19 protein-coding genes are annotated in these 23,292 nt (G+C 73.0%); 1 reads left to right on the forward strand and 18 read right to left on the reverse strand.

Annotated features, from left to right (window positions below; translation table 11 throughout):
* Nucleotides 1-5: 5 nt before the first annotated feature.
* The 10 genes from ACIQGQ_RS07360 to ACIQGQ_RS07405 all read right to left on the reverse strand — a co-directional run bounded on the left by ACIQGQ_RS07360 (nucleotide 6) and on the right by ACIQGQ_RS07405 (nucleotide 12,233).
* A complete protein-coding gene (locus ACIQGQ_RS07360) occupies nucleotides 6-464 on the reverse strand; it encodes a hypothetical protein (protein WP_402391798.1) in 459 nt (152 codons plus the stop codon).
* Nucleotides 465-940: 476 nt separating this feature from the next.
* Nucleotides 941-3,274 (reverse strand): xanthine dehydrogenase family protein molybdopterin-binding subunit, encoded by a 2,334-nt coding sequence (locus tag ACIQGQ_RS07365; protein WP_402391800.1) that lies wholly within the window; start codon nucleotides 3,272-3,274, stop codon nucleotides 941-943.
* The gene (locus tag ACIQGQ_RS07370) at nucleotides 3,271-5,109 is read right to left on the reverse strand and encodes a 2Fe-2S iron-sulfur cluster-binding protein (protein ID WP_402391803.1); all 1,839 of its coding nucleotides are present in this window, start codon (nucleotides 5,107-5,109) and stop codon (nucleotides 3,271-3,273) included. Before ACIQGQ_RS07370 ends, ACIQGQ_RS07365 begins: the two co-directional genes overlap by 4 nt.
* The gene (locus tag ACIQGQ_RS07375) at nucleotides 5,106-6,002 is read right to left on the reverse strand and encodes an FAD binding domain-containing protein (protein WP_402391805.1); all 897 of its coding nucleotides are present in this window, start codon (nucleotides 6,000-6,002) and stop codon (nucleotides 5,106-5,108) included. The genes ACIQGQ_RS07370 and ACIQGQ_RS07375 overlap by 4 nt, the downstream gene beginning before the upstream one ends.
* Nucleotides 6,003-6,347: 345 nt before the next feature.
* Nucleotides 6,348-8,012, reverse strand: a complete 1,665-nt coding sequence (locus ACIQGQ_RS07380) for a beta-N-acetylhexosaminidase (RefSeq protein WP_402391808.1) — start codon at nucleotides 8,010-8,012, stop codon at nucleotides 6,348-6,350.
* 3 nt (nucleotides 8,013-8,015) lie between these two features.
* Entirely contained in the window at nucleotides 8,016-8,855 is an 840-nt protein-coding gene (locus tag ACIQGQ_RS07385) for a carbohydrate ABC transporter permease (protein WP_402392011.1), read from the reverse strand.
* A 5-nt stretch (nucleotides 8,856-8,860) separates the two neighbouring features.
* Nucleotides 8,861-9,796 carry a carbohydrate ABC transporter permease gene (locus ACIQGQ_RS07390; RefSeq protein ID WP_402391810.1) on the reverse strand — a complete coding sequence of 312 codons (936 nt, stop codon included), beginning with the start codon at nucleotides 9,794-9,796 and terminating at the stop codon, nucleotides 8,861-8,863.
* A gap of 2 nt (nucleotides 9,797-9,798) precedes the next feature.
* The gene (locus ACIQGQ_RS07395; protein WP_402391813.1) at nucleotides 9,799-11,103 is read right to left on the reverse strand and encodes an extracellular solute-binding protein; all 1,305 of its coding nucleotides are present in this window, start codon (nucleotides 11,101-11,103) and stop codon (nucleotides 9,799-9,801) included.
* 251 nt (nucleotides 11,104-11,354) lie between these two features.
* Nucleotides 11,355-11,642 carry a DUF3039 domain-containing protein gene (locus ACIQGQ_RS07400; RefSeq protein WP_026250415.1) on the reverse strand — a complete coding sequence of 96 codons (288 nt, stop codon included), beginning with the start codon at nucleotides 11,640-11,642 and terminating at the stop codon, nucleotides 11,355-11,357.
* Nucleotides 11,643-11,672: 30 nt separating this feature from the next.
* A complete protein-coding gene (locus ACIQGQ_RS07405) occupies nucleotides 11,673-12,233 on the reverse strand; it encodes a YqgE/AlgH family protein (protein WP_402391816.1) in 561 nt (186 codons plus the stop codon).
* 276 nt (nucleotides 12,234-12,509) lie between these two features.
* Between ACIQGQ_RS07405 and murA the strand changes: the two genes are divergently transcribed.
* On the forward strand, nucleotides 12,510-13,850 hold the full coding sequence (gene murA, locus ACIQGQ_RS07410; RefSeq protein ID WP_352273685.1) for a UDP-N-acetylglucosamine 1-carboxyvinyltransferase: 1,341 nt from the start codon (nucleotides 12,510-12,512) through the stop codon (nucleotides 13,848-13,850).
* Between the two features lie 223 nt (nucleotides 13,851-14,073).
* Here murA and ACIQGQ_RS07415 read toward each other — a convergent pair whose 3' ends face one another.
* The 8 genes from ACIQGQ_RS07415 to ACIQGQ_RS07450 form a co-directional block, all read right to left on the reverse strand.
* Nucleotides 14,074-14,355, reverse strand: coding sequence for an HU family DNA-binding protein (locus tag ACIQGQ_RS07415; protein ID WP_003968811.1), 282 nt, complete (start codon nucleotides 14,353-14,355; stop codon nucleotides 14,074-14,076).
* Nucleotides 14,356-14,699: 344 nt separating this feature from the next.
* Complete coding sequence (locus tag ACIQGQ_RS07420) at nucleotides 14,700-16,136, reverse strand: NAD-dependent malic enzyme (protein WP_402391819.1); 1,437 nt, start codon at nucleotides 16,134-16,136, stop codon at nucleotides 14,700-14,702.
* A 475-nt stretch (nucleotides 16,137-16,611) separates the two neighbouring features.
* On the reverse strand, nucleotides 16,612-18,999 hold the full coding sequence (locus ACIQGQ_RS07425) for a HelD family protein (RefSeq protein WP_402391822.1): 2,388 nt from the start codon (nucleotides 18,997-18,999) through the stop codon (nucleotides 16,612-16,614).
* A 178-nt stretch (nucleotides 19,000-19,177) separates the two neighbouring features.
* The gene (locus tag ACIQGQ_RS07430) at nucleotides 19,178-19,786 is read right to left on the reverse strand and encodes a CGNR zinc finger domain-containing protein (protein ID WP_402392014.1); all 609 of its coding nucleotides are present in this window, start codon (nucleotides 19,784-19,786) and stop codon (nucleotides 19,178-19,180) included.
* 95 nt (nucleotides 19,787-19,881) lie between these two features.
* Nucleotides 19,882-20,448, reverse strand: a complete 567-nt coding sequence (locus ACIQGQ_RS07435; protein WP_402391825.1) for a GNAT family N-acetyltransferase — start codon at nucleotides 20,446-20,448, stop codon at nucleotides 19,882-19,884.
* A gap of 58 nt (nucleotides 20,449-20,506) precedes the next feature.
* On the reverse strand, nucleotides 20,507-20,878 hold the full coding sequence (locus tag ACIQGQ_RS07440) for a DUF4259 domain-containing protein (protein WP_402391827.1): 372 nt from the start codon (nucleotides 20,876-20,878) through the stop codon (nucleotides 20,507-20,509).
* 80 nt (nucleotides 20,879-20,958) lie between these two features.
* Nucleotides 20,959-22,080 (reverse strand): uroporphyrinogen-III synthase, encoded by a 1,122-nt coding sequence (locus ACIQGQ_RS07445; RefSeq protein WP_402391830.1) that lies wholly within the window; start codon nucleotides 22,078-22,080, stop codon nucleotides 20,959-20,961.
* Between the two features lie 160 nt (nucleotides 22,081-22,240).
* A complete protein-coding gene (locus tag ACIQGQ_RS07450; RefSeq protein ID WP_402391832.1) occupies nucleotides 22,241-23,251 on the reverse strand; it encodes a LysR family transcriptional regulator in 1,011 nt (336 codons plus the stop codon).
* Nucleotides 23,252-23,292 lie beyond the last annotated feature (41 nt).

Genomic DNA, 23,292 nt, shown 5'->3' on the forward strand with positions numbered 1-23,292 from the left:
CGATGTCACTGGCCCTTCGCGTGGCCGCCGACGGCGCCCGTGTCCGCGTACTTGAGGTTCAGCTTCCGCATCTCGCCCTTGACGGCGTCATCGGTCGACAACAGGTCATGGCCCACCTGCTCCAGAATCCCCTGAAGTGCGCCGCACCGCTCGCCGACTCCTTCGGCGTACTTCTTCCAGGAGTCGTACACCTCTTTCTGCGCGGCCGCACTCAGACAACCCGTGGCCGCACCGAGCCCCGCCTGGCCGTTCTCCAGCCGGGTCAGCGCGGTGCCGATGCTCCGGCGAAGCGATCCCACCTCTTCCCCGGCCGCGACCCACGCCTTCTTGCTGGACTTCAAACCACCTGTTACGGCGCCGGGGCCAGCGGGTGGTGGATCCATCGGAACGTGGTTGACCCGCATCGCCACGGACTGCCGATCGGTCACCTCGGATTTGATCTGCTCCCACTCGTCCCACGCCATGCGCGGCCCTCCGTTCCCCCTGCCGATCTCTCCGACCAGGAACACTACATCTCACCGTCAGTACGCGAGCCACTCCCATCCGTGCCCATGCCGGGGCGAGTTGGCGGGCGCGCCTTCGAGTCCTTCGCGATCTCGCGGATCCCCGCAGCGTGGCGAAGCTGTCCGTCGCCGGCTCCCCTTGCCTCCGTCGCGCCCGGACTCCGAGCCACCGCTCTCAGCCGTCAGAGATCACGGATGCTCTTCCGCGCACCGCCATGCGGCTGCCGCGACCCGTCATCGCCGACCGGCCGCTCCTCCGGCGCCTGTGCGACCACGTCGTGGCGACCGTGTTACTCCACCACATCGTTCTTGCCGAGAGCCGAGAGCTGAGAGCTGAGAGCCGAGAGCAGCGCGGACAGCCGCTCCAGGTTCGCGATGACGTCGCCGTGCGCCTCCGGGCCGAGTCCGCAGCCCGGAGCACACCACGCGTGCGGGACTCAGGAGTTGTGCGCGGCGACGGCCGCCTGGGGGCGGATCGGGAGGCGGTTGACCGGGCGGCCGGTGGCCGCGCGGACGGCGGCCGCCACCGCTGCCGGGGAGGTCACCACCGGCACCGCCGAGGCGGGCTTGGCGCCGAAGGGGGCCACCACGTCGCGTTCCTCGACGAGTTCGACGATCCGGATGTCCGGGACGTCCAGCGTGGTCGGGAGCGCGTACCCGGTGAGGTCCGGGTGGCGGACCAGGCCGCGGGCGGTGCGGAGGTTCTCGGTGAGCGCGGCGCCGATGCCCTGGGTGACCCCGGCCTCGATCCGGGTCGCGAGCTGTGCCGGGTTGAGGATCCGGCCGACGTCCTGGGCGACCGCCATCTCGACGACCCGGACGGAGCCGATCTCGATGTCGACGTCCACCACCGCGCGGATCGCGCAGAAGGCGAGGCCGACGAAGGCGTCGCCCTGGCCGGAGGCGTCCAGCGGCTCGGTCGGGTGGGGGCGGCACTGGGCGGTGGCCCACAGCTCCTTGCCGTCCATCGCCTCGGTGACCGTGGTGGACAGCACCCCGTCGTACGAGGTGATCTTGCCGTCGGCGATCTGGAGCAGCTCCGTGGACATGCCGAACTTGTGGGCCAGCGGCTGGAGGAGCTGGGTGCGGACCATCTTCGCGGCGCGCTCCACCGCCCCGGCCGACACCCAGGTGTGGCGTCCGTGCGTCGCCGGTCCGGCCGGGGGCTGGTCGGTGTCGACGGAGGCCACGTGGACCTCCTCGATGCCCAGGGTCTCCTGGACGACCTGGCGGGCCAGGGTCGAGAAGCCCTGCCCGGTCTCGACGGCGGCGCAGATGACGGTGGCGATGCCGTCGTGGACCCGGACCGTGGCCGTGGACACCTCGTCGGCGCCCTCCGCGCCCAGCATGTGGACCATGCCCAGCGCGTAGCCGACGCCCCGGCGCACCGCACCGGGCTCGCCCGCGCCCTCCAGGCCGCCGGGCAGCAGCCAGTCGCCCTCCGGAGTGTCCTTGGGCAGCGCGGGGAGCGGGAAGTCCCTTACGGCGGTGAGGAGTTCGGCCACCGGGGCGGGGCAGGTCACCGTCTGGCCGGTGGGCAGGATGTCGCCGGTGGACAGGGCGTTGCGCAGCCGCAGTTCGGCCGGGTCGATGCCGAGCTTGGCGGCCAGCTTGTCCATCTGGCCCTCGTACGCGGCGCAGACCTGCATCGCGCCCTCGCCGCGGACATGGCCCGACGGCGGGTTGTTCGTGCGGACCGCCCAGCCCTCGATGAAGGCGTGCGGGACGACGTACGGGCCGCAGGCGAAGGCGACGGCGGCGGCCAGCGACTCCGAGGAGGACTCGGCGTACGGGCCCGCGTCGAGCAGGATCTGCGCCTCGACCTTGACCAGCCGCCCGTCGGCGTCCGCGTGGTGGCGGTAGCGCAGCAGGGTGGGGTGGCGGTGGGAGTGGCCGAGGAAGGACTCCTCGCGGGTGGCGGCCAGCTTGACCGGGCAGCCGGTGCGCAGGGCGAGCAGGCCGAGCGGGAGCTGGAAGCCGGGCTCCTCGCGGTCGCCGGTGGCGCCGGGGACGCCGGTGACGACGATCTTCACCCGCTCGGGTTCGAGGCCGAAGCAGGCGGCGGCGAGGTCGCGGTCGGCGTGCGGGTCGGTGGAGGCGGTGTAGATCTCCACGCCGCCGTCCGGGCGGGGCACCGCGAGCCCGGCCTCGGCACCGATCGGGGCCGGGTCCTGCCGACCGATGCGGTACAGGCCCTCGACGACGACCTCGCCGGTGACCTCGGGGTCGCCGTACTGGAGCGGGATGTGGCGGACCAGGTTGCCGTCGGGGTGCAGCGGTTCGGCGGCGAACGCCTGCTCGGGGTCGGTGACCGGTTCGAGGACCTCGTACTCGACGGCGATGGCCGCGGCGGCGAGCCGGGCCGTGTCGGGGTGGTCGGCGGCGACGGCGGCGATCGGCTCGCCGTGGTGGCGGACCAGGTCGGAGGCGAACACCGGGCGGTCGACGACCCGGCGCCCGTACAGGCTCTCGCCGGGGATGTCCGTGTGCGTGATGACGGCCCGTACGCCGGGCATCGCGGCGGCGGCCGAGGTGTCGACGGACCGGATGCGGGCGTGCGGGTGCGGGGAGCGCAGCACGGCCGCCCAGAGCAGGCCCTCGGCCCACAGGTCGGCGGCGTACGGGAAGGTGCCCTCGGTCTTCGCGCGGGCGTCGGCGGGCGGCAGGGAGACGCCGATGCCGAGCACGGGCGGTTCGGCGGGGTTGTCGAACGCCGGGGTGGTGATCCGTGTGCTGGCGGCGTTGGCAGCGGTGGCTGCGTCGTTGCTCACGCCATGCCTCCGTCCTGGGCGTGCGGCTCGCTACCGGCCCCGGGGGCCGCCTGGTGCGGGATACCGGCCTCGTCGGGCTCCGGGGACGTGGAGTCCGACGAGGCGGGGGCGTGGAGCGCCTCGCGGCCCGCGATGACCTCGTTGACGGCGTCGAGGACGCCGCGGTAGCCGGAACAGCGGCAGAGGTTTCCGCAGAGCGCCTGGCGCGTCTCCAGTTCGCTGGGGGCGTGGTTGCCCTCCAGCAGGTCGTGCACGGTCATGGCCATGCCGGGGATGCAGAAGCCGCACTGGACGGCCCCGCACTTGGCCAGGGCCCGCTGGACGTCGGAGGGTTCGCCGTCCACGGCGAGGCCCTCGACGGTACGGACCTCGCTGCCGGCCGTGGTCGCCGCCGGGACCAGGCAGGAGGCGACGAGCCGGCCGTCCACCTGGACGTTGCAGGCGCCGCACTCGCCCTGCGAGCAGCCGTCCTTGGCCCCGGCCAGGCCGAGGCGCTCGCGGAGCACGTAGAGGAGCGATTCACCGATCCAGGCGTCGCTGACCGGGCGGTCGGCGCCGTTCACGTGCAGGACGTAGGAGACGGCGGGGTGCTCGTCGGGGAGGCCCGGCTGCACCTGGGGGTCGGGGGCCTCGGGGGCCTCCGTGTCCGCCGGGGTCTCCGGGTCGTCCGCCGACGTCTCCGGGGCGTCCTCCGGGGGCGTGGCGGGTTCGGCCTCCGCCTCGGGCTCCGGTACCTCTTCCGGTGCTGGCTCGGCGGGGGCCTCGTCCACGGCCGGTGCGGGCCCGTCCCCGGGCTCCGCCGCAGGGTCCGCGACGGGCTCGGGAGCAGGCACGGAAGCGGCCTCCGGCGCGGGGTCCGCGACCGGCTCCGCCACGGGCGCCGCCTGGGCGACCGCCTCGGCCGTGGGGGCCGGTTCGGGTTCCGGTTCGGGTTCCGGTTCGGGTTCCGGTTCCACGACGGGTACGGGTTCCGGTTCCACGACCGTGGCCGGTTCCGGCTGTGCGACGGGCTCCGGCTGTACGACGGGCTCCGGCTGCGCGACGGGCTCCTGCCGCACGGCCGGTTCCGGCTGCGTCGCCCACGGGGCGGGGGCGCCGCCGGGCAGCGTGGCCGAGGGGCTCTCGTTCCCGTACCACTGCGCGGCCAGTGCCGAGGCGGCGAACTCGCCGGACTCCTCGGGGAGTTCGCCTTCGGCGACCGGGATCGTCCACTGCCCGGTGTGCCCGCCGTGGCCCGGGTGCTCGCCGGCCGGGGCGGCGTGCGGCGCCTGCCCGGCGGGGAGGCCGTACTCCGCCGACTCGGTGAAGTTCCACTGTCCCGTGGCCTGTTGCCCCTCCCCGTACCGCTCCGGAGGAAGCTGCGCGAACGGGTCGTGCGGAGGCTGAGGTGCGTGCGGGGTCCGCGGGTCGTGCGGTACGTGCGAGGTCTGCTGGGTGTGCTGGGTGTGCTGGGTGGTGTGCGGGGCGACGGCCTGCGGGTACTCGTAGCCGTAGTCGTACGGCCCCTGCTGCTGGTTCGGGTCCGGCCAGTGCACCGCGCCGCCCTGGGACGGCTGCTCCGCGGCGCCCGCCTCCGGCTGTTGGTCCGGCTGCGCCCAGGTGCCGGTGGCCGTCGGGTCGAGCCCGGCGGCGGGCGTCAGCGGCACGATCATCGGCGGGACGTAGCCGTGGCCGGGGGCGGCCAGCGGGATGTTCGCCAGGTCCTCCGGCGAGAGCTGGACGAAGGCGGTCGCGCCGTCGTCGTACTCGCCGCCCTGCGGCGTCGGCTGCCAGCTGCCGTGGCGCAGGTGGTCGTCCTGGCGGCCGTGCTCGTCGTTGCGGTCCTCGGTGGTCACGACAGTGCCCTCCCCAGCGCGCGTCGGGCCAGCGCGGCGACGGTCCGCCGCAGGTGCAGTACGGCGGGGGGCAGCGGTGGCGCCTCTCCCCCGTCGGCGGGCGGTTCGTGGTCCGGGACGCAGGCCGCGGCGACGTACTCGCCGAAGGCGGCCAGCGCGTCGGGGGCCAGTCCCCGCTCACCGTCCCAGTCGATCAGCGAGGCGATCCAGTGCTCGGCCTCCAGCGGGCGCAGCGGCATCGGCGCGATGGCGCCGACCGCGCAGCGCACCCCGCGCCGGGCCGGGTCGAGGACGATCGCGACGGAGGCGGTGGCCCGGCCGGGGCCGGTGCGGCCGGTGGCCTTCAGGAAGACCTGGGGGGCGTGCAGCAGCGGCACCCGGACGAAGCCGATGAGCTCGGCCGGTTCGAGCATCGCGCGGCCGGCCAGCAGGTGCGAGACGGGGATCTCGCGGCGGGTGCCGCCCGGCCCGGCGACAACCAGCTCGGCCTCCAGCGCGGCGAGCACCGGCAGCGCGTCGCCGGTCGGGGCCGCGGTGGCGATGTTGCCGCCGAGCGTCCCGGCGTTGCGGATCTGGGGCGGGCCGGCGGCGCGGGCCGCGGCGGCCAGGGCGGGGATGAGGGCGGCGAAGTCGGGGCGCCCCATGCGCGCGTGGGTGAGTCCGGCGCCGAGCAGGGCGTGGCCGTCCTGGTAGTGCCAGCCGCGCAGCTCGCTGATCCGGCCGAGGCCGACCAGGCCGGAGGGGCGCAGCAGCCCCTTGTTGACGGCCGCCATCAGGTCCGTTCCACCGGCCACGGGAACGGCGGCGGGCATGGCGCCGAGCGCCGCCACGGCCTCGTCGAGCGAGGCCGGCAGCGTCACCGACTGCGGCGCCTGCGGTGCGTGCGTGGTCAACCCAGCTGCCCCTTCCCGGTGTCCCGGCTGTCCGGCTGTTTGGCCGTACGGTACGTGCTCGAAGCCCGGACGTGGCAACTCTGGCACATCTTCGGATCGGACCGGCGCGAGGGTCCGCGAAGGGCGCATCCCTCCTCGATCGAGGGAATGTTCCTGTTTCGGACTGATTCGGTGTGGAGTGTGAATTGCCGCTGTTCGTCGCTGCTTGTCGCGGTTGGGACGGGGTGGTGTCCCCTCGCGCCACGCCCGTGCGGCAGGGCGAGTTCCGGACAAAAAACCGCCGGCCGACGCACCCGCCCGGGGTGCGTCGGCCGGGGCCGGGGCCGGTCGGGCCGGCGGCCGGGATCACACGTTCGGGGGTGGTCCGTCGAGAGGGCGGCCCAGCACTCCGGGTCGCTTCTGCCGGGGCAGCGGTCCGTCCGGGCGCCGGTAGTCGACGCCGAGGGCGTCGAGCCGGGGGTAGTGGGCGGTCATCCGGCGCTCGAAGTCCGCGTAGTCCCGTTCGGCGGGGGCGGGCAGCGGGGACCAGGCGACCTCGGCGAAGGCGGCGAGGCGCGGGAAGACCTGGTAGTCGACGCGGGCCCGGTTCTGCATCACCTCGGTCCAGACGTTGGCCTGGGTGCCCAGGATGTGCCGGGCCGCCTCCTCGGAGAGGCCGGGCGGTACGGGCTCGAAGCGGTAGACGTCCTCCAGGGTGCGGACGAAGCCGATGGGCATCGGCTCGTCGGGGCCGCCGTCCTGACGGTGGTCCAGGTAGACGTGCTGCTCGGGGCACATGACGACGTCGTGGCCCGCCTCGGCGGCGGCGACGCCCCCTCGGTAGCCGCGCCAGGAGGAGACGGCGGCGCCCGCCGGGAGGCCGCCCTCCAGGATCTCGTCCCAGCCGATCAGCCGGCGGCCCCGGGCGGTGAGCCAGGCGTCGAAGTGGCGGATGATCCAGGACTGGAGCTCGTCCTCGTTGGCCAGGCCGAACTCCTCGATCCGGGCCTGGGCGGCGGGCGAGTCCTTCCACTGCTCCTTGCGGCACTCGTCGCCGCCGATGTGGATGAACGGCGAGGTGGCGGCGGGGAAGAGGTCGAGGACCTCTTCGAGGACGCCCTCGAAGAAGCGCAGGGTGCTGTCGGTCGGGGCGAGCACGTTGGCGTTGATGCCCCAGGTGTCCCAGACGGAGAGGGCGGCGGTGTCGACGACGTCGGCGTTGCCCAGTTCGGGGTAGGCGGCGATGGCCGCCTGCGAGTGGCCCGGGATGTCGATCTCGGGGACGACCCGGATGTGCCGCTCGGCGGCGTACGCGACGATCTCGCGGATGTCGTCCTGGGTGTAGTAGCCGCCGTGCGGGGTCTCGTCCCACAGCTCGGAGGCCCGGTGGCCGTGCTTGGTGCGGGGCCGCCAGGAGCCGATCTCGGTGAGCCGGGGGTGGCGCTTGATCTCGATGCGCCAGCCCTGGTCGTCGGTGAGGTGGAAGTGGAAGACGTTGAGCTTGTGGGCGGCGAGGAGGTCGAGGTAGCGCAGGACGTCGTCCTTGGGCAGGAAGTGCCGTGCCACGTCGAGCATCAGGCCGCGCCAGGGGAAGCGGGGGTGGTCCTCGATCCGTACGGCGGGGACGGAGCGCGGCGCCCCGGGGGCGACGGGGGCCCGGCGGAACGCCTCCGGGCCCAGGAGCTGGCGGAGCGTCTGGGCGCCCCAGAAGACGCCCGCGGGGCTGCCGCCGGTGATCTCGACGTACTGCCCGGTCCCGGTGGTCAGGCGGTAGCCCTCGGGCTCCAGCGCCGGGTCCAGGCGCAGCCGTACGGAGTTGTCCCCCGCGTCCCCCGCGTCCTCCGCGTCCCCGGAGCCGCCGGGGGCGAGGGCCAGTCCGAAGGCGGCGCCGAGCGTGGAGCGCAGCCAGCGTTCGGTGTCCTCGGTGCCGGGGGCGGCGGAGATGGTGGTGGACGGGTCGAACAGGAAGCCGTACCGCCCGTCGCCACCGGTGTGCACGGGAGCGGGGATCAGGTCCTTGTCCAGGTCCATGAGTCAGTCCTTTGTCGCTCCGCCGAGTCCGGAGACCAGGCGGCGCTGTACGAGTACGAAGAAGACCAGTACGGGGACGGTCATCACGGTCGATGCCGCCATGATCCCTCCCCAGTCGTTCTCATCGGGTTTGAAGAAGACCAGCAACGCCATCGGCAGGGTCGACTGGGAGGTGTCGCTGATGATGAACGACTTCGCGAACAGGAAGTCGTTCCAGGTGGAGATGAACGAGAAGACGCTGGTGGCGACGAGGCCGGGGAGGACCAGCGGGAAGAGGATCTGCCAGAGGAAGCGGGTGCGGCTCGCCCCGTCGAGGTACGCGGCCTCCTCCAGCGCCTCGGGCACCGCCCGGACGAATCCGCGCAGCATCCAGATCGCGAACGGCAGCGAGAACGCGAGGTGCGGCAGGATCAGCGCGCCGAGGGTGTTGAGCTGGCCGAAGTCCCGCATCAGGAAGAACAGCGGGATGGTCAGCGCCTCGACCGGCACCATCTGCGCGATCAGGAACATGATCAGCAGGGTGGTGCGGAAGCGGAACCTGAACCGGGTGACCGCCGTCGCCGCCAGGAAGGCGACCAGCGCGGACGCGATGACGACCGTGCCGGCGACGATCAGGCTGTTGAGGAAGTACCGCCCGAAGTCCTGCTGCTCGAAGACCCGGCGGAAGGAATCCAGGGACGGTGCGAACGTCCAGGGGCGGGGGTTGGCGGACTGGATCTCCCCGGCCGGTTTGAGGGCGGAGAGCACCATCCAGTACAGCGGGAAGGCGACGGCGGCGGCGATCAGCAGGGCCGCCGCCTCGGCGGCCAGCCGGCCGGGCCGGCGGATCCGGAAACCGCTCAGGGCGCTCACAGTTCCTCCCCCTGGCGCCGCACCAGGCGCAGGTAGACCAGCGTGACGGCCAGCAGGATCAGCAGCATCACGACGCCGATGGCGGAGCCGAGGCTGTACTGCGAGGAGGCGAACGCCTTCTGGTACGCGTACACGTTGAGCACCAGGTTCTGGCCCGCGATGCCGCCGCCGTTGGTCATGACGTAGATCTGGGTGAAGACCTTGAAGTCCCAGATGATCGACTGGATGGTGACGACGACGAGGATCGGCCGCAGCATCGGGGCGGTGACCGAGCGCCAGATCCGCCACTGCGAGGCGCCGTCCAGCGCCGCGGCCTCCAGCACCTCGGTGGGGATCGCCCGGATGCCCGCGTACACCGTCACCATCACGAACGGGAACGAGCACCACAGGACTTCCAGGAGCACCAGGGCGAAGGCGCTGTAGCGCCCGTACGTCCAGGAGAAGTCGCCGAGCCCCAGCACCCGGTTGACCGGGCCGAAGTCGGGGTCGAAGAGAAACACCCAGACGGTGGACCCGGTGATCGCGGGCGTCGCCCACGCGCCGAGCGCGGCCGCCATCAGGACGAGCCGGGGCACGGCCCTGATCCGGGTCAGCAGGACGGCGAGCGCGCAGCCGACGAGCAGGGTGGAGACGACGCAGGCGGCGGCGAAGAGCACGGTCGCCAGGAGGACCTGCCAGAACTGGCCGTCGCCGAAGAGTTCGGCGTAGTTGCCCAGGCCCCGGAAGGTGGTCGGTTCGCCGCCGCTGACCTGGGCCTGGGTGTACTCCAGGAAGGAGATCAGGCCGAGCTGGTAGATCGGGTAGACGAGCAGCCCGCCCAGCAGGACGAGCGCGGGCAGCAGATAGAGCCAGGGGGTCCAGCCGGAGCCGCGCGCCCGGTGCGCGGCCCCGGCCTTGGCGGTGGTGCGGGGTGCGGTGCTGATCGTGGTCATCGTCAGCCCGCGTCGGTGAACGCGGCGTCCATCTTCTTCGCCGCGTCGTCCGACGCCTTCGCCACGTCCTTGCGGCCGCTGACGATCTCCTGGAACATCGTCGGCAGCACCAGCGAGGCGTCTATCCGGCCCCAGCCCGGCGAGGCCGGGACGAACTTGGCGCCCGCGCCGAGCGTCCGGACGAACGGTTCGACGAACGGCTCCTTCTTCGCGGCGGTCTCCCGCACGTCGGTGTAGGTCGGCAGGAAGCCCATCGCGTCGAACATCTTCTCCTGCGTCCGCTTGCCGGTCAGCGCCTTCATCAGGTCGACGGCCAGGCTCCGGTGCACGCTGCTCTTCAGTACGCCGATGTTGTTCCCGCCCGCGAACGCGGGGGCGACCGAGCCCGCCGTGGTGCCGGGCAGCGGCACCACCGCGTACTTGCCCTTCACCGAGCCCGCCTCCACGGCGGCGTGGCTGAAGTCGCCGCCGATCGCCATGGCGGCCTTGCCGGAGGCGAAGGCGGTGACGGTCGCGTTGCCGCCCATCGCGGCGCACTTGGCGGCCGGGCAGTTGTCGTCGCCGAAGAGCGAGGTGTACGCCTCGATGCCCTTGCGGGCCTTGTCGCTGTTGATGGCGGACTTGTACGTGCCGCCGTTCTCCTCGGCGAGTTCGCCGCCGGCCGCCCAGATGAACGGCATGGCGCCGTAGGTGTACGCGCCGCCGACCGCCAGCCCGTACAGGTCCGGCTTCTTCTTGTGGACCTTCTTCGCGGTGGAGATCAGCTCGGCCTGGGTCTTCGGGGCCTCGATGCCCAGCTCCCGGAAGACGTCGGTGCGGTAGTACAGCGCCCGTACGCCGACGAAGAGCGGGGCGCCGTAGACCTTGCCGCCGACCGTCACCGACTGGCGGGCGACCGGGTCGGTGTCCGCGGCCTCGCCCCAGGCGGCGAACTCCTCGCTGATGTCGGCGAGTCCGCCGTCCTTGACGTATCCGGCGGTGTCGGTGTTGCCGTACTCGATCAGGTCCGGAGCGCTCTTCGGGTCGTTGAACGCCGCCTTGATGCGCTGGGCGCGGGTGTCGACGGGGATGTACTCGATCTCGGCCTTCGCGCCCTTGTGGGCCTTCTCGAACTCGGCGACCGCCGCGTCGACGACCTTCTCCTTGGGCTTGTTGCCGACCTCCTGGAACAGCCAGACCCGCAGGGTGCCGGTCTTCGCGTCCCCCTCGGCCTTGTTGTCGGACGTCTGCGGCGCGCAGGCGGTGGCGGTGAGTCCCGCCAGGACGAGCGCCGCGACCGGGGCGGCAATTCGGGCAGACAGTTTCATCCGGGAACCCCTACCGGTAGGTGTTGCAACATACGCAACGCGCGTTTCGTACTGCACAACTGGCAGGAGAGTAGGTGCGCACGCAGATGCCGACAAGTGGTCTCAACCACTCTGTGACCCGGTGGAGCAGCCCGTGCAACGCGGCGGACCCGCGGCCGGGGACGCGCCGGGCAACGCGAAGGCCCCCGGGGTGCGTGTGGGAACGCACCCCGGGGGCCCGGAGCGATACGGCCGGACGGCCGGGAGGACCGCTACTTCTTGTCCTTGCCGCCCTTGTCCTTGTCGCCGCCGGCGCCCATGGACTCGTAGATCTCCTTGCACATGGGGCAGACGGGGTACTTCTTGGGGTCACGCCCCGGCACCCAGACCTTCCCGCACAGTGCGACCACGGGGGTGCCCTCCAGGGCACTCGCCATGATCTTGTCCTTCTGGACGTAATGGGCGTAGCGCTCGTGGTCGCCGTCGCCGTTCGACACCTGTGGCGTCGGCTCCACGAGGGTTCCGGTACCTGCCCCGCGCTCGGGCTCGAGAGTGCTCATAACCGCCAAGGGTACCGACCGCCAGGGCCTTCAGTTCAGCGACGGGTCGTCGGGGTAGGTGGCGATCATCGCCAGCTCGCTGCGCTGACGGCGCAGGACCGCACGCCACAGGCGCTCGGGGCGCGGGGAGGAGACGTCACCGGGTTCCGACTCGACCACGTACCAGGCGCCCTCGGTCAGTTCGGCCTCCAGCTGCCCCGGGCCCCAGCCCGCGTACCCGGCGAAGATCCGCAGCGAGCCGAGGGCCGCCGCCAGCAGCTCCGGCGGCGCCTCCAGGTCCACCAGGCCGATCGCCCCGTACACCCGGCGCCAGCCGAGCGGGCCCTCGTCGCCCGGGATGACCGCCACGCCGAGCGCCGAGTCCAGCGAGACCGGGCCGCCCTGGAAGATCACGTCCGGCTCGCCGGTCAGGCCCGCCCAGGGCATCAGGATGTCGCGGACGCCCACCGGGGTCGGCCGGTTCAGGACCACGCCGAGGGAGCCCTCCTCGTCGTGGTCGAGGAGGAGCACCACGGCGCGGTCGAAATTCGGGTCCGCGAGCGCGGGTGTGGCCACGAGCAGTCGCCCTGTGAGCGAGGACACCTCGGTCATGGCAGAAATGATCCCGCATCTTCGCCCCGCGCGGGCACCGGGCGGGGCGCCCCACCACCCGGCAGGACGCGGCGCAGCTCAGGGCGCACGGGTGCACGGGGAGCGCGCCGTGCGGAGGGCCATGCGGACGGTGACACTCCGCAAGACCCGGGGAGCAGAGCGTGTTGTGGCGGATTCATGACGTTCGTACACCCCCCGTTCTCTTACGGAGAGGGGGTGGCGGGCCATTACTCTTTCGTTTGGCCCCCTGCCCGACCACTCCGGAACGCGAGATTCATGACCGGCACAGACGATGTCCTGCTTGTCCACGGCGGAACCCCGCTGGAGGGCGAGATCCGCGTCAGAGGCGCCAAGAACCTGGTGCCGAAGGCAATGGTCGCCGCGCTGCTCGGCAGCGGGCCCAGCCGGCTGCGCAACGTGCCCGACATCCGGGACGTGCGGGTGGTCCGGGGGCTGCTGCAGTTGCACGGGGTGACGGTCCGTCCGGGTGACGAACCGGGCGAGCTGATCCTGGACCCGACCCATGTGGAGAGCGCGAACGTCGCCGACATCGATGCCCACGCGGGCTCGTCGCGCATCCCGATCCTCTTCTGCGGCCCCCTGCTGCACCGCCTCGGCCACGCCTTCATCCCCGGGCTGGGCGGCTGCGACATCGGCGGCCGGCCGATCGACTTCCACTTCGACGTGCTGCGGCAGTTCGGCGCGGTCATCGAGAAGCGGGCGGACGGCCAGTACCTGGAGGCCCCGCAGCGGCTGCGCGGCACCAAGATCCGGCTGCCGTACCCGTCGGTGGGCTCGACCGAGCAGGTGCTGCTGACGGCGGTGCTCGCCGAGGGCGTCACCGAGCTGTCCAACGCGGCCGTGGAGCCGGAGATCGAGGACCTCATCTGCGTACTGCAGAAGATGGGCGCGATCATCTCGATGGACACCGACCGGACCATCCGGATCACCGGTGTGGACCGGCTGGACGGCTACACGCACCGGGCGATCCCGGACCGCCTGGAGGCGGCCTCCTGGGCGTCCGCGGCGCTGGCCACCGAGGGGAACATCTACGTACGGGGCGCGCAGCAGCGCTCGATGATGACCTTCCTCAACACCTTCCGCAAGGTCGGCGGCGCCTTCGAGATCGACGACGAGGGCATCCGCTTCTGGCACCCGGGCGGCCCGCTGAACGCCATCGCCCTGGAGACGGACGTGCACCCCGGCTTCCAGACCGACTGGCAGCAGCCGCTGGTGGTGGCCCTGACGCAGGCCACGGGCCTGTCCATCGTCCACGAGACGGTGTACGAGTCCCGGCTCGGCTTCACCTCCGCGCTCAACCAGATGGGTGCGCACATCCAGCTCTACCGCGAGTGCCTGGGCGGCTCGGACTGCCGCTTCGGCCAGCGCAACTTCCTGCACTCGGCGGTCGTCTCCGGCCCGACCCGGCTGCAGGGCGCGGACCTGGTCATCCCGGACCTGCGGGGCGGCTTCTCGTACCTGATCGCCGCGCTGGCGGCGCAGGGCACCTCGCGGGTGCACGGGATCGACCTGATCAACCGCGGCTACGAGAACTTCATGGAGAAGCTGGAGAAGCTCGGCGCGAAGGTCGAGCTGCCGGGCGGCCCGCTGGTCTGAGCGCGGGCGCGGGAGGACTTCCGACGGGGGTCCGGGACACTGTCCCGGGCCCCCGTTCCCGTGTTCCCGGGGCCGTGCGGGCCGGGGCGGGCCCGACGCGGCGCCGGGCGGGCCTTCGCAGAGGCACAGAACGGGGCCCTGGCGGCCGGTACGCCGAAGGGCGGCCACCCGGGATGGGTGACCGCCCTTCGTCGCGCCTGTGGGGCGATGAGGCTGTGAAGCCTTACTTGCCCTTGGCGGCTTCCTTGAGCTTCGAGCCCGCGGAGACCTTCACGCTGTAGCCGGCCGGGATGTTGATCGGGTCGCCGGTCTGCGGGTTACGAGCGGTGCGAGCGGCACGGTGGGTGCGCTCGAAGGTCAGGAAGCCGGGGATGGTGACCTTCTCGTCGCCCTTGGCGACGATCTCACCGACGGTCTCGGCGAGCGCGGCCAGCACGGCGTCGGCGTCCTTGCGAGTCACCTCGGCGCGGTCGGCCAGGGCGGCCACCAGCTCACTGCGGTTCATGTTTGTTACTCCCGTGTTCTTCTTGCCTGTGAGGCGTGAGATCGAAGCCGATGCTGCCAGGGCCCTCGGACAGTCCCCGGACCCGGGTCTGTCGTCAGACCCTCGCGCCCGATTACGCATCCTGCCCCCACCTGCGGCGGTAACGCCAATCCGGCACCCTCCGGAGTCACACGAAAAGCGCCAGGGCCTCGCCGTGGTGACGTTCCGTCGACTCGCCGGAAGCGTTCCGCAGTGGGTGCGGGGCTCACCGGTTCGCGCCGCCCGCCCACCCTAAAGGGGCGTTTGGGGCGGCACGTCCCGCGACGCGCCGTGGGCGGGGGCCCGCCGGGTCGGGGCGGCGCGGGTCAGACGCGGTCGCCCGCGCCCTTCGTACCACCGGCGGCCGCCCGCGCGGCGTTCCGGACGGCACCGGCGACGGCACCGGCGACCCGGTCGTTGAAGACCGACGGGATGATGTAGTTGGCGTTCAGCTCGTTCTCGGCGACGACGTCGGCGAGGGCGCCCGCGGCGGCGAGCATCATCTCCGTGTTGACCGTCCGGGACTGGGCGTCCAGCAGGCCGCGGAAGACACCCGGGAAGACCAGCACGTTGTTGATCTGGTTCGGGAAGTCGGAGCGGCCGGTGGCGACAACCGCGGCCGTCTCGCGGGCGATTGCCGGGTCCACCTCGGGGTCCGGGTTCGCGAGCGCGAACACGATGGCACCCTCGGCCATCGCGGCGACGTCCGCGCCGTCCAGCACGTTCGGCGCGGAGACGCCGATGAAGACGTCGGCGTCGACCACGGCCTGCTTGAGCGTGCCGGTGACGGACTCCGGGTTGGTGTTGTCGGCGATCCAGCGCAGCGGCGAGTCGGGCGCGGCGGAGACCAGGTCCTCGCGGCCGGCGTGCACCACGCCGTGGATGTCGGCGACGACGGCGTGCTTGACGCCCGCGGCCAGCAGGAGCTTCAGGATGGCCGTACCGGCGGCTCCGGCGCCGGACATGACGACCCGCACGTCCCCGATGCCCTTGCCCACCACGCGCAGCGCGTTGGTCAGCGCGGCCAGGACGACGATCGCGGTGCCGTGCTGGTCGTCGTGGAAGACCGGGATGTCCAGGGCCTCGCGCAGCCGCGCCTCGATCTCGAAGCAGCGCGGGGCGGAGATGTCCTCCAGGTTGATGCCCGCGAAGCCGGGGGCGATCGCCTTGACGATCTCGACGATGGCGTCGGTGTCCTGGGTGTCCAGGCAGATCGGCCAGGCGTCGATGTCGGCGAAGCGCTTGAAGAGGGCCGCCTTGCCCTCCATCACCGGCATGGCGGCCATCGGGCCGATGTTGCCGAGGCCGAGGACGGCGGAACCGTCCGTCACGACCGCAACCGTGTTGCGCTTGATGGTCAGGCGGCGGGCGTCCTCGGGGTTCTCGGCGATCGCCATGCAGACCCGGGCCACACCGGGGGTGTAGATCATCGAGAGGTCGTCACGGTTGCGGATGGGGTGCTTAGACGCCATCTCGATCTTGCCGCCGAGGTGCATCAGGAACGTACGGTCGGAGACCTTGCCCAGGACGACGCCGTCGATGCCGCGCAGTCCCTCGACGATCTCGTCGGCGTGCGCGGTGGAGGTGGCCGCGATGGTGACGTCGATCCGCAGCTTCTCGTGGCCGGAGGCGGTCACGTCGAGACCGGTGACCGATCCGCCGGAGGACTCCACGGCCGTGGTGAGCTGGGAGACCGCGGTACCGCTCGCGGGCACCTCCAGCCTGACCGTCATCGAGTACGAGACGCTGGGCGCCGTTGCCATGGCCGAGACCTTCGCTTTCCTTAGCTTCATTGCTACGCGGCCGGGGCGCTCACCTCGGACACGCTTTCCGATCGTCGCACCTACTGGCGGGTAGCCGGTAATCGACTGCCGTACTTCGGAAACCTTTTTCCACCATACGAGAATTCATGGCCTCAGCGGAAGCCCCGGCCGGAAACCGGCCCGCGAGAACCGGCCCGCGCAATCACCGCCGGGCGCGTCCCGCAAACGAGAACAGACCCGCGCCACCGGAAGGTGACGCGGGTCTGTCGTCGAGCTGTACGACACCGGCCCGCCATGCTCGCCTCGCGGCAAGTGGTCGCTCGAAGCGACGAAGGTTGGGCCCGGGGGCTTGGATCGAGCCGGTGCCGACACCAGGCTAACAAAGACCGCGCAGAAGCGATTCCCCACGGCGCGGGTCGGTAGGCGGAACGGTCCGTCCGCCCGGAGGACGTCCCCCGGGCGGACGGGTCGGCGCTCAGTCCCTCAGCAGGTCCGGGACCCCGTCCCCGTCGGGCAGGTCCCGCGCCCCCGACACCACCGTGAGCTGCTGCGTCGCACGCGTCAGCGCCACGTACAGCACCCGCAGGCCGGCCGGGGACTCGTCCGCGATCTCGGCGGGCGAGACCACCACCGTGGCGTCGTACTCCAGGCCCTTGGCCTCCAGGCTGCCCAGCGCCACCACCCGTTCGCCCAGCTCGGCGAGCCACTCGCGGGCCTGCGCGCGCCGGTTCATCGCGACGACCACGCCCACCGTGCCGTCGACCTCGGCGAGCAGCCGCCGCGCCTCCTCGCGCACCGTCGCCGCCAGGTCGCCGTCGCCCGCGGTCGCGAAGCGGGGGCGTACGCCGGTGGAGCGGACCGCGGCGGGCGACTCCATTCCGGGCATCGCCAGCGCCAGCACCTTGGCGGCCAGCTCGGCGATCTCGGCGGGGTTGCGGTAGTTCACCGTGAGGGTGAAGCGGCGGCGCGGCCGGTTGCCGAGCGCCTCGTCACGGGCGCGGGCCGCCTCGTCCGGGTCCGACCAGGACGACTGGGCCGCGTCGCCGACGATCGTCCAGGTGGCGTGGCGGCCCCGGCGGCCGACCATCCGCCACTGCATGGGCGTGAGGTCCTGCGCCTCGTCGACGATGACGTGCGCGTACTCGGTGCGCTCCGCGGCCAGCCGCTCGGCCCGCTCGCGCTGGGTCTCCTCGCGCTGCGGCATCAGCTCCTCCAGACCGGTGAGCTGGTCCAGCGGGTCGGCCTCGCGCTTCCTCTTCGGCCGGGGCGGGGCGCCGAGCAGGGTCTGGAGCTCGTCGAGGAGCGCCACGTCGTGGACGGAGAGGGGGCCCTTGCCGTCGGGGCCGAGCCGCTTCAGGGAGCGGGCGAGGCGGCGCGTCTCGCCCTGGTTGAGGACCCGGCGGGCCCAGCGGCCGAGCCGCTTCTCGTCGGCCATCGCGGCGAGCACCCCGCGCGGGGTCAGTTCGGGCCACCAGGCGTTCAGGAAGTCGAGGAAGTCCGTCTCGGTGGAGACGTCCTCGTCGAACGAGGACCGCAGCTCGGCGGCGAGCTCGGAGTCGGTGTAGCGGCCCCGGCCGGAGGACTTGTTCCACAGGGCGTCCAGCAGCATCCGGCGGGCGCGCGGGCGCAGCAGGTTGACCGGGGCGGTGCCGCCGAGCACGGACTGCCGGATGCGGCGCAGCTCGTCGGCCTCCAGCTCGATCCGGGCGCCGAACGCGACGACCCGCAGCCGGGCCGGGGTGACCGGGGCGGCGGTCCGCTCCGGCTCCTCCTCGCCGAGGGCGAGCTGGCCGCCGGTGTCGCGGCGCGGGCGGGAGGCGCCGGGCTGCTCCAGGGCGCCGCGGGCGGCCTTGCGCAGGACGGCGAGCATCCGCGAGGAGCCCTTGATCCGGGCGACGGCGGGCTCGTCGTAGGTGGTGGCGCCCTCGACGCCGGCCGCGTCGTCGGAGAGCGAGCCGACCGCGCGGATCGCGACCTGCCCCTCCTCGCCGAGCGAGGGCAGCACGCCCTCGGTGTACGCGACCAGGAGCGGGGTCGGCGAGACGATGAGGATGCCGCCCGCGTACCGCCGCCGGTCCTGGTAGAGGAGGTAGGCGGCGCGGTGCAGCGCCACGGCGGTCTTGCCGGTGCCGGGGCCGCCGGAGACCTCGGTGACGGAGGCGGCGGGGGCCCGGATCACCAGGTCCTGCTCGGCCTGGATGGAGGAGACGATGTCCCGCATGGTGTGGCTGCGGGCCTGGCCGAGCGCCGCCATCAGGGCGCCGTCGCCGATCACCGGCAGCTTGTCGCCGTCGAGGTACGCGGTGAGCTCGGGGCGCATCAGGTCGTCCTCGACGCCGAGGACCTTGCGGCCCTTGGAGCGGATGACCCGGCGGCGTACGACCCGGCCGGGGTCCTTCGGCGTCGAACGGTAGAACGGGGCGGCGGCCGGGGCGCGCCAGTCGATGACCAGCGGGGCGTAGTCGGCGTCGAGGACCCCGATCCGGCCGATGTGCAGCGTCTCCGCGATGTCGGCCGTGGCGTCGTCGCGCACCGCGTCGTCGGCGGCCTCGACGGAGGTGTACGCGCCGTCGGGGCCGCGTTCGCCGTCCTTGCCGAGCAGCAGATCGATCCGGCCGAAGAGGAAGTCCTCGAACTCGCTGTTCAGCCGGTTGAGATGGATCCCGGCGCGGAACACCTGGGCGTCTCGCTCGGCGAGCGCCCCGGGCGTTCCGACCTGGCCGCGCTTGACGGCGTCGTCCATGAGAAATTCCGCCTCGTGGATCTTCTCCTCAAGGCGGTGGTACACCCGGTCGAGATGTTTCTGCTCGACACCGATCTCCCGGTCCCGCAACGAATCGACAGCGGCATCCTGCGCGGCCACCGAGGCCCCTTTCTGATGTGCATTTGGGCAGCCGTCAACCTTAGGCGAAGCGATGCCCGCCGCGCACCTGCCCCGCATGCCGGAAATGGTCCGCCGGGGGTTCCGGCCGGGCAGATCCGGGCCCCGTACGCAGGGGGAACGCCCGGGAGGCCGCACCGGCGGACCGCACCCGGTCCGCTCAGGACACGCCCGCGCCCGCGGCCCGGGCCGCCGCCCGGCGCCGGTGCCTGGCCACCCGTTCGCGGTTGCCGCACACCTCGCTGGAGCACCAGCGCCTGCGGCGGCCCCGCGAGGTGTCGAGATAGAAGCGGCGGCAGCCCACGGCCTCGCAGCGGCGCAGCCCGGCCCGCGCCACCGGGTCGGTGAGGAGGTCCACCACGTCGCGGGCGACGGCGGCCAGCAGCTCCCCGCACTCGGGATCGCCGCTGAGCGCGCGGACCAGTTTGCCGCTCCGGCCGCGTACCGCCCGTACCCCCGGCGGTGCCCCGGCGGCGAGCGCGTTGACCCGCTCCAGGGCGTACCGGTCGCCCCGGCCGCCCAGCTCCGCCGTCAGCAGCCGGTCGACACCGGCCCGTAACTGCCGGAAGCGGACCACCCAGCTCTCGTCCACGGCGTCCAGCCCGGTGCCGTCCGGTACGAGCCCGGTGGCGACCAGCCAGTCGGCGAGCCGCTCGGCTCCGTCCAGCAGCTCGCACGAGCCGGTGGTCCCGATGCCCGTCGCCACCAGGTCGAGGCAGGGCCGGCCCGCGTCGAACCGCCAGTCGTACGCGCTCTTGCCGGTCATCATGGGCATGCCACCGCCTCGGGTCACCGGTCGGGTCTCCCCCAGGGTGCCCCGCCGGCGGCCCGCCCGGAACCCCTGCTGCCCGCGCCGGGGACGGTTCAGCCGCGCGGCGGGCCGTCGTGCAGGATCCGCTGGAAGAGGCGGTGGTCGCGCCAGTCCCCGTTGATGTGGAGGAAGCGGGGCGCCATTCCGTACTGCTCGAAGCCGCACTTGGCCAGCACCCGCTGCGAGGCGACGTTGTCCACCATCGTCCCCGCCTCGATCCGGTGCAGCCCCAGCCCGTCCCTGGCCGCCTCGCAGATCCGGCGCACGGCGGCCGTGGCCAGCCCGCGCCCCGCGCACTCGACGTCCACCCAGTAGCCGAGCGCGCCGCTGCGCAGCGGGCCGAGCACGATGCCGTTCAGGTTGAACCCGCCGACCGCGCGGTCCTCCGCGTCGGCCAGCACCCAGCCCTTCGCCCGGCCCGCCCCGCAATCCGCCAGCAGCCCCGTCAGCCGCTCCCGCTGCCCCTGCTCGGTGTAGAAGTGGTCGGGCCGGATGGGCTCCCACGGCTGCATGTAGGCGCGACTGCGGGCCAGCGAGTCGGCGAGGGAGGCCGCGTCCCTCAGCTCGACGGGGCGGAGCCGTATCTCCGCGTCGAGCTGGTAGATGTCGTTGTCGTCCATCCCCGCACGGTATCCCGGCAGGCCACGGCGCCCACGCCCTTTCCCGGGCGCGGCCCGGTCAGTGCGCCTGCTCCGCGAGGGCGGCCAGCCGGTCGAAGGTGCGGAGCAGCTCGGCCCGTCTGCCCTCCTTGTACTCCGGGGTGGGCTCCAGATCGTCGATGGTCCGCTCCCACACGGGCATGAACGTCTCCCGCCAGCCCGCGACCACCACCGGCTCCGGCACGCCCGCGCCGGCGTACCCCTGCTCCGCGATCAGGCAGAGCAGTTCGATGTCGCACGGAACGGTGACGCCCTCGTACTCGTCGGGCTCCAGGCAGACCGGGTCACCGGCCATCGCCTCCGCGATCCGCGCGACGAGCCGCCCGGTGATGCCCGAGAGATGGTCCGCCGCCGCGTCGCTGTCGAAGTTGCCACTGCCCCAGGTACCCATGGAGTCCCCCTGTCCGCCCGCCCGCTGCCACTGCGTCCGTTGTAGCAGCGGGCACTGACAACGCGGGCCCCGTCAGCTCCTCAGCGCGGTTCCAGCGCCAGCCGGTAGCCGCGTTTGACCACCGTACGGATGAGACCGGGGTCGCCCAGTGCCGTGCGCAGCCGGGCCACGGCCGTCTCCACCGCGTGCTCGTCCCGGCCGCCGCCGGGCAGCGCGCGCAGCAGTTCGGCGCGGGACACCACCCGGCCGGGGTGCCGGGCCAGGGCGTGCAGCAGCGCCATTCCGGCGGGCGTCACCCGGCGCGGCCCGCCGTCCACGAGCACCGCGTGCCCACGGACCGCCACCCGGTGTCCGGCGATCTCCAACTCCGTTCCACGGGCGGGCAGTTCGGCGCACAGGAGTTGGACGAGCGGGGCGAGCCGGAAGCGTTCCGGCTGCACGGTGCCGATCCCTCGTTCCTCCAACGGCCGGGCGGTGACCGGTCCGACGCAGGCCACGAGCACGTCCTCGCGCAGCGCGCCCAGCAGTTCCGGGAGCAGCCCGCGGCGCTCGGCCCGCCCGAGCAGCGCCGTGGCGGCCGGGGCACTGGTGAAGGTGAGGGCGTCCAGGCCACGGGCGACGGTGAGGTCGAGCAGCCGGTCGAGCGGGGAGATGTCCTCGGGTTCCGTCCAGCGGTAGACGGGTACGGGGCGGACCTCGGCGCCCGCCGCGCGCAACGGCCCGATGAACTCGGCGAGCGAGTCGCCGTGCAGCTGGACGGCGATGCGACGGCCCGCGACGCCCTCGGCCAGGAGCCGTTCCAGCACCTCGGGCATGGCTTCGGAGGCGGCCGACCACGTCTCGGTGAGCCCGGCTCCCCGGACGGCGCCCTTGGCCTTGGGGCCGCGGGCCAGCAGTTCGGCCCCGTCCAGCGCCGTCAGCAGCGCGTCGGCGAGGCCCCACTCCCCGGCGGCGCCGATCCAGCCCCGGAAGCCGACCGCGGTGGTGGCGACGACCACGTCGGGCGGGGCGGCGATGATCTCCCGGGTGGCGGCGCGCAGTTCGCGGTCGTCGGCGAGCGGCACGGTCCGCAGGGCGGGGGCGTGCACGACCGAGGCGCCCCGCCGTTCCAGTAGTGCGCCGAACTCCTCCGCGCGGCGCGCGGCGGTGACCCCGACGGTGAAGCCCGTGAGGGGTCCGTACTCCTCGTCGTCCTGGTGCATGTGGTCGGCCCGACTCCCGTCCCGTTTCCGCCCCGTTGGCGCTTCCCGCGGCCGCCCATGATGCGCGGGGCGCGTGACGGGGCCGGTTCACCCGTGTTTCCCGCCGGTTACGCCGTGGGTTCATCTCCCGGCCGTGTCCGGCGACGGTATACGCATCCGGTCACCGCCCGCCGCGCATCAGGGCCGCGTCGGGTTCGGGCAGCCAGCTGCCGGGCGGGCGCACCAGCCACCCCTCCTCGGCCCCCAGCAGCTCGGCGGCCTCGCACAGCGCGTCGAGCCCGGGGTGGCGCAGCCCCTTGCGCCAGACCAGCAGCAGCGGCGAGAGCGGTACGGGGTCGGCCAGCGGGCGCACCACGGTGTCCGGCATCGGCGGGAAGTCGTCGACGACCAGCACCGGGTTCCGGGACTTCGCCATGACCCGCTGGAACTCGGCGACACCGATCGCGAGCGGGGCGGGCGGCGCCAGTTCGATGCCCCATTCGGCGAAGAGCAGCCGGGCGAACTCCGTCCACTCCACCGTGCGCGGATTGCCGGCGCCCGCGTAGACGGTCTCCCCGGCCAGGTCGCCGAGGGCGACGGTCTCGTGCGCGGCGAGCCGGTGGTCGTCGGGGAGCAGGACGGCCATCGGCTCGTACCGCACCGGCCGCATGCCCAGCCGGGCCCGTACCGCCGGGGCGAGCCCGGCCGCACGGCCGAAGGAGACGTCGAGCCGGCCGGCCAGGATCTCGTCGGCCGCCCAGGTCAGCCCGCTCTCGAAGCGCGCCATCAGCTCGCACCGGGGGGCCAGCTCGCGGGCGCGGGCGAGGACCCGGGCGGCCGTCATGCCGTCGGTGTTGAGGTCGACGAAAAGGGGCAGGTCCGCCCGGTCGGTGAAGGCGGCGGCCAGCTCGGTGTGCGCGTCCAGCACCCGTCGCGCGTACGGCAGGAGCCGCTCCCCGTCGGCGGTGAGGGCGACCTGCCGGGTGGTCCGTACGAACAGCTCCACGCCCAGCTCGCGCTCCAGGCGGCGGACGTCGCGGCTCAGCGCCTGCTGGGCGACGTAGAGGCGGGCGGCGGCCCGGGTGAAGTGCAGCTCCTCGGCGACCGCGACGAAGACGCGGAGGAGGCGCGGGTCGGTGTGGGGGCGGGGGTGCTGCGTCGGGGCGCCGGATCCGGCGGCGGAAGAGACCACACCGGAACCTACAACACAGGTGCGTCAATATTCACAACACA

This window comes from Streptomyces sp. NPDC092952, assembly GCF_044754785.1.
Classification (GTDB): Bacteria; Actinomycetota; Actinomycetes; order Streptomycetales; family Streptomycetaceae; genus Streptomyces.

Coding starts and splice junctions, on each gene's coding strand:
- ACIQGQ_RS07360 (WP_402391798.1), bottom strand. CDS start 464: ATGGCGTGGGACGAGTGGGAGCAGATCAAATCCGAGGTGACCGATCGG.
- ACIQGQ_RS07380 (WP_402391808.1), bottom strand. CDS start 8,012: ATGGACCTGGACAAGGACCTGATCCCCGCTCCCGTGCACACCGGTGGC.
- ACIQGQ_RS07390 (WP_402391810.1), bottom strand. CDS start 9,796: ATGACCACGATCAGCACCGCACCCCGCACCACCGCCAAGGCCGGGGCC.
- ACIQGQ_RS07395 (WP_402391813.1), bottom strand. CDS start 11,103: ATGAAACTGTCTGCCCGAATTGCCGCCCCGGTCGCGGCGCTCGTCCTG.
- ACIQGQ_RS07400 (WP_026250415.1), bottom strand. CDS start 11,642: ATGAGCACTCTCGAGCCCGAGCGCGGGGCAGGTACCGGAACCCTCGTG.
- ACIQGQ_RS07405 (WP_402391816.1), bottom strand. CDS start 12,233: ATGACCGAGGTGTCCTCGCTCACAGGGCGACTGCTCGTGGCCACACCC.
- murA (WP_352273685.1), top strand. CDS start 12,510: ATGACCGGCACAGACGATGTCCTGCTTGTCCACGGCGGAACCCCGCTG.
- ACIQGQ_RS07415 (WP_003968811.1), bottom strand. CDS start 14,355: ATGAACCGCAGTGAGCTGGTGGCCGCCCTGGCCGACCGCGCCGAGGTG.
- ACIQGQ_RS07420 (WP_402391819.1), bottom strand. CDS start 16,136: ATGGCAACGGCGCCCAGCGTCTCGTACTCGATGACGGTCAGGCTGGAG.
- ACIQGQ_RS07430 (WP_402392014.1), bottom strand. CDS start 19,786: ATGATGACCGGCAAGAGCGCGTACGACTGGCGGTTCGACGCGGGCCGG.
- ACIQGQ_RS07435 (WP_402391825.1), bottom strand. CDS start 20,448: ATGGACGACAACGACATCTACCAGCTCGACGCGGAGATACGGCTCCGC.
- ACIQGQ_RS07440 (WP_402391827.1), bottom strand. CDS start 20,878: ATGGGTACCTGGGGCAGTGGCAACTTCGACAGCGACGCGGCGGCGGAC.
- ACIQGQ_RS07445 (WP_402391830.1), bottom strand. CDS start 22,080: ATGCACCAGGACGACGAGGAGTACGGACCCCTCACGGGCTTCACCGTC.